The organism is Microvirga tunisiensis (genome assembly GCF_009296175.1).
Lineage (GTDB): Bacteria > Pseudomonadota > Alphaproteobacteria > Rhizobiales > Beijerinckiaceae > Microvirga > Microvirga tunisiensis.
The window spans coordinates 1-4,878 of sequence record NZ_VOSK01000408.1 but is presented as its reverse complement, the minus strand read 5'-3'; the positions used below and the strand labels follow the sequence as shown (position 1 = coordinate 4,878).

The window sequence follows — 4,878 nt, the reverse complement described above, 5'->3', positions numbered from 1 at the left end:
GCGGCCGCTCGGGCGGCAGAAGCGGCTCAAGGCGCTGCCACTGCCGGTCCGTCAACTCGTAACGTGTCACGTTGGATAAATGGGAACTCCAAGCTCCTCATGGAACCCCTTTGCAGACACGCCCTAGTCACTTGAACAGATTGCCTCGGGGCAGAGGCGGAGCCGCCTCGGTCTTTCTGTCCAGCGGTTTTATCTCGGACGCGGGCGCCTGATGTCCAAGCGCTGTCAGAATGGATGCCGGAGCGATGTTCAGTTCCTGGTGAAGAGCCCTCAGCAGTTCATCGTCCTTTGACGCATAGTCGAGCACTCCCAGCAGGAAGAGCGACGACTGCGCCGACTCTCGAATGGTTTCAGGCTGTAAGCCGGTGACGTTCAGGAACTGAATGATCCGGTCGACATCGGCAACGATAAAAGCAAGGACCTTGATGCCTAAGGCGTCAACAGTCTCCGATCCTGCTGGCCCGCGCTTTGAACCCGTCTCTGCCACTCCGCCTCCTAACCTGCGCCATGAGCCGCAACTGCGATGTCCCCGCCACACCTCTATGCGGATGGTCACAGAAGTAACCGAGCTGATCCGTTGATGTAAGCACTCGTTAACCATGTAGGCGGATCATACTCTTCTAAGAGGCACCGCATGGCTCGACAACCGCTTGTTCTTCTGGTTCCCAGGGATCGACTGACCGGCATCCTGACCAGCAACGGCCTTCTGGGCTATGGGTACGATGTCCTGGTGGCGGCCAGCGTTGAGGACGCTTTCGACCTCCTCCGCACGAAACCGCGCATCAGCGTTCTGGTCATCAACGTAGAGATAGAGAACGGCTCCGAGAGCCTGGCACTCGCGAAGACAGCCCGCAGGGACGATCCGAAGATCAAGGTCATCTACACCTGTGCCATCCCCAACAGGCTCCCGGAGCGAGAGAAGGTGAGTGACGCTCCTTGCCTTCGGACGCCGTACCATCCGCATCAACTGGTTGGCGTCATCGGGCAGATATCGAACCGGTACGTTCCCAATGAATATGAGCTGGACGCCGTCTGACGGCTCTCTGCCGAAGGAGTTCTGGAAGGATCATCAGAGTTGAGGCCGCTCACATACGCATAGGTGGCCGCAATCCAACCTTGTGCACCTTCGACAGCCTCCACCACCTTGCAGACGGATGCACCGACGCACCAGTTGCGGCAGCGTCCGCGAAGGCGGGCATCTTTGCCGCCACAGGGAGCTGCGTAGATTCCACAAGATATGTTCGGCGTGATTTTCGCGCGCGTGAAGACTGCGTTCGCTTTTGCAGGAAGCGATGCTCTTGAATGACAGGCAGTTTCGATCAGCCGTGGACACCCAATATCTGCCTGGGTCTCGCCTTGTATCAGCCTGGATTGGCTCGCTGCAATTGCAAGTCGGCTTACGTTGCGGATGACATATGGATTGGAATGAGCCATTTCCACTGAACGCCGTTCCACCTCGGGTGAGAAATACAATCCTCAATGAGTTCAAGGGACGCTGTCCCAGCATCCGAGAGGTTGCGGAGATCCCGGACAGCTACTGGCTCGCCACTCCCAACATCGGCCCAACCTTCCTCGAGCAGATCCGCAGGGTCACCGACGCACCGCCCGAGCAGACGGCCAGCCCCTCATGCTCCCGGCTAACCGATGGTGAACTCTTGGGGCGCCTGGAGTGGCTGCAGGACGAACTTCGATGGCTCCAAGAGCAGATGGAGACAAGGCTGCTCAAGACTTCAAGGCGCCGACCGAACCGCCGGTGGATGAAGCTTGCCACGCAGGATGGGGGTGATCACCAAGAGGCTGCTCAGGGCCCGGGCCATAACGGCTGACCCTGACCATACGACGGGTTCTGCACCTTGCGCACTCCAAGGATGCACAGGCTGGTCCTCGACCTGCGTTCGTTCGATCCAGAGTGCGACGGTCGCGGCTTCAACGATATCAGGTCTGCCGCTATCCGGCCCTCCTGGCGCTTGATGCTCGGTCGTCTTCACGGATGAAGCTGGCCATGGCGTGTTTGCCAGCGTTGTATTGCTCCCTCTGAGAACCTGAGGTCCCATGTCTGGGCCTTTTTTGTTGTCGAGCTGCCCTGGTTACCCATACTCAAGGCTCTTCCGCAGATGGGGATTAGATCGCTGTCCATGACTTCTTTAAACCGAGCTTAACGGTGAGGTACTCTTACGTACTAATCCGTACCTCTTGGTGGGTAGATCATGCGGCGCGCTATTGCTCGGGCAGCGTTCTTCATCATCATAGATGAACGCGCAGTGTTTGCGCCAGACTTTACGAGGGGGCAGGGAATGTTTGGCGGTGAATACGGCTGCGCGACGCACTCAAACGAACAGACAGGCAGCTCAGGCCGGCATGTTGCAACTGCATTACTTTGCGGAAATGCGCTGCTTGGGGCAGGCCTGACGCATCTTCTGACTGGGACCTGCTTTGGTGTGATCGGCGCAGGGCGCGTTGGAGATACCTCGTCAGCCGGTCAGGCTGACGCAGGACCGGCTCTGTATGTCGTTGATGCCAGCGGTTCTCCCCAGCAGACGATTGCGTTTGTTGAAGACGCCAAGAGGCAACACCCCTCGGCTCGCATTGTGGTCATCGCCAACAACTTTGATCTTCACCTGGTCCAGCTCGCCGTTGCGGCCGGGGTTGATAGCTTCTGCCTTGCCACGGTCGGCCGTGAGGTGCTGATCAATGTCCTTGAATTGACGGTTCTGGGCGAGCAGGTCCTGCCTTGGAGCGTGATCCAGCCCCTTCTAGAGGTCGCATCAACGGTTTCAGGTCTCAAGCAGACCTCATCATCATCTGACCAGAGCGCTCCCGATCCGAAGGTGGGGAAGCTGTCACCGCGAGAGACGGTCATCTTGCAGTCCCTGATGGGTGGGGAAGCCAACAAGGTCATTGCCCGGAAGCTCGAGATCACGGAAGCGACGATCAAGGTTCACGTCAAATCGATCCTGCGCAAGATCGGTGCCGCCAATCGCACCCAAGCCGCCATGTGGGCCAGCGAGAACCTCCGCACTGCCGATCGACCCTTCCTCAACGCCTAACACCGGATCAGTGAGGTTGACTGAGTGGCACTTGCGTGCGGTGCCGTTAGCTCTCTTGGTTTTCGGCCAGCAGTGTACCAAAGAGCGTGAGGCAGCAATCTCCTCTTGCATCTGCCACAGGAACTGTTCGCGTGGCCGACAACCTTCTTGAGGATCATCTTGGTTCATTGTCGTCCTTCGGTGGCCGCGGAGGAATCCGAGGCGATCAGGGGGTGCAAGTCGGATAGCTCTGGTAACCACCGGCTTGTGTCTGACGCAGATCACGACAAACGGTCTTCCCCTGCTTGTCGTTGCGACGTGACATTGCACCTGCTGGATCGATCAGTACCTCTTGTGGAAGGCGGACACCCGATGAGCGCCACTCGTGTCTTTCTGCTCGCCCCCTCTTTAGCTCGACTGATCGAAAGGGAGAGGGGAGGTCAGCTTGCCCGACGAGGCTACTTTCCGGAAGGACCAAGCCGCAGCACCCATGTCCAGTTGGAAGGCGAAGCAGGGCATCTCGTCTTGGTCTCCCAGCACCCCGCCGGTCTGCTGGAGGACCCGACTGCGATCTCCCGCCTGCAGGCCGAGGCTCTGCTCGAGCTGGCCGCCGGACAGGTCGAACTCCAGAATGTTGGCATGGACATCGGCTCCCACACCGCCGCCATTCATCGACTCATCAGTCCGGGACCGCTCGATCTGATCGCCATCGTGTTCAAGCAGGACAAGGCCGCGCGAAAGTTCCAGCCTCCGGCCTGGTTCGGGCCTGAAGTCACCAGTGATCCCAACTACCAGACTCGCGCCATCGCCCTCGCTGGTCTGCCATCCCCGGCAGAGGTAGAGGTCACGGACGCGGCCCTCAATAGCCTGCTCGATATCCTGGACAACCGCGCTCGCGAGCCCCAGCCGCACCCACCCCAGGCGGCACGTGCGCCCGAGGCTTCGGAGCCAGCCCTAGATCCTGAGGCCGAACAGGAATTCGACCGGCTCAACATCGAGGACAGCGTCATCCGGGACCTCGCCCGCTCATTGCAGCCACAGGGGCGCTGATTTGTTCCTCAAGGCGGTTGAGGTCGCATTGGAGTGGATTCTTACCCTGGATGCATGCGGGGACAACATTGGCCGCTTGATCAGCTGGGGGTGCCTGTTCGGCTACATCGAGGGCTACTACAATCGGCAGCGCATTCATTCAGCTCTCGGGTATCTCACACCCGAACAGGCCGAGCGGACAGCGAGCTAACCCGGTGTCCACTCAATCGGGGGAAGATCAGACCTGCGTCAGGAGTTGCAACGGAACCCGATCAAGTGCCAAACGTGGTTAGGACTTCGTTACTGACCAGTCAGCTCTTTCCATCAATCCAATGTGCCGGGAGCTGCTGCTCGTCGGCCTGTTTCACATCGTCGAGGACAGCCCGTATTTTCGACGCCAATTCGGCGTAAGTGAACGGCTTGCCGATCAGCTGCACGCCAGGGTCAAGCCTGCCGTGATGGACGATCGCGTTACGGGTATAGCCCGTTGTGAACAGCACCTTCAGCTGTGGTTGAAGGCCTCTCGCCTGATCGGCCAACTGGCGCCCGTTCATCCCATCCGGAAGGACAACGTCGGTAAACAGCAGCTCGATCTCCGGCCGGCTCGCCAGGATTTTCAAGGCTGTGGGCCCAGTCGCAGCCTCGAAGACCCGGTACCCGAGCTCCCGAAGGCTCTCGGTGCTGTAGGTTCGCAACTCCGTGTTGTCTTCAACCACCAGGATGGTCTCGCAGCCTGTCGGCACAACATCCTGCCGGATGTCCTCTTCTGGCTGCTCGGCAGCGGCGGCATGAAGACGCGGCAGATAGATCTTGACCGTCGTGC

Annotated in this window: 7 protein-coding genes; 5 read left to right on the top strand and 2 right to left on the bottom strand. The window is 59.3% G+C overall.

The window, feature by feature from the left end:
* Positions 1-127 precede the first annotated feature (127 nt).
* The gene (locus FS320_RS37945) at positions 128-601 is read right to left on the bottom strand and encodes a DUF3572 family protein (protein ID WP_152717444.1); all 474 of its coding nucleotides are present in this window, start codon (positions 599-601) and stop codon (positions 128-130) included.
* 33 nt (positions 602-634) lie between these two features.
* Between FS320_RS37945 and FS320_RS37940 the strand changes: the two genes are divergently transcribed.
* From FS320_RS37940 to FS320_RS51470, 5 genes are all read left to right on the top strand, one after another.
* The gene (locus tag FS320_RS37940; RefSeq protein WP_152717443.1) at positions 635-1,036 is read left to right on the top strand and encodes a response regulator; all 402 of its coding nucleotides are present in this window, start codon (positions 635-637) and stop codon (positions 1,034-1,036) included.
* Between the two features lie 379 nt (positions 1,037-1,415).
* Positions 1,416-1,826: a hypothetical protein gene (locus tag FS320_RS37935; protein WP_152717442.1), complete on the top strand. Its 411-nt coding sequence runs from the start codon at positions 1,416-1,418 to the stop codon at positions 1,824-1,826.
* A gap of 468 nt (positions 1,827-2,294) precedes the next feature.
* Positions 2,295-3,047 (top strand): LuxR C-terminal-related transcriptional regulator, encoded by a 753-nt coding sequence (locus tag FS320_RS37930; protein ID WP_162003505.1) that lies wholly within the window; start codon positions 2,295-2,297, stop codon positions 3,045-3,047.
* 351 nt (positions 3,048-3,398) lie between these two features.
* Complete coding sequence (locus tag FS320_RS37925) at positions 3,399-4,076, top strand: CYTH domain-containing protein (RefSeq protein WP_152717440.1); 678 nt, start codon at positions 3,399-3,401, stop codon at positions 4,074-4,076.
* A gap of 28 nt (positions 4,077-4,104) precedes the next feature.
* Complete coding sequence (locus FS320_RS51470; RefSeq protein WP_153885384.1) at positions 4,105-4,266, top strand: IS3 family transposase; 162 nt, start codon at positions 4,105-4,107, stop codon at positions 4,264-4,266.
* A gap of 100 nt (positions 4,267-4,366) precedes the next feature.
* Here FS320_RS51470 and FS320_RS37920 read toward each other — a convergent pair.
* On the bottom strand, positions 4,367-4,878 hold a 512-nt coding region (locus FS320_RS37920), incomplete at its 5' end, for a response regulator (protein ID WP_152717439.1).

Coding starts and splice junctions, on each gene's coding strand:
- FS320_RS37945 (WP_152717444.1), bottom strand. CDS start 601: ATGGTTAACGAGTGCTTACATCAACGGATCAGCTCGGTTACTTCTGTG.
- FS320_RS37940 (WP_152717443.1), top strand. CDS start 635: ATGGCTCGACAACCGCTTGTTCTTCTGGTTCCCAGGGATCGACTGACC.
- FS320_RS37935 (WP_152717442.1), top strand. CDS start 1,416: ATGGATTGGAATGAGCCATTTCCACTGAACGCCGTTCCACCTCGGGTG.
- FS320_RS37925 (WP_152717440.1), top strand. CDS start 3,399: ATGAGCGCCACTCGTGTCTTTCTGCTCGCCCCCTCTTTAGCTCGACTG.
- FS320_RS37930 (WP_162003505.1), top strand. CDS start 2,295: ATGTTTGGCGGTGAATACGGCTGCGCGACGCACTCAAACGAACAGACA.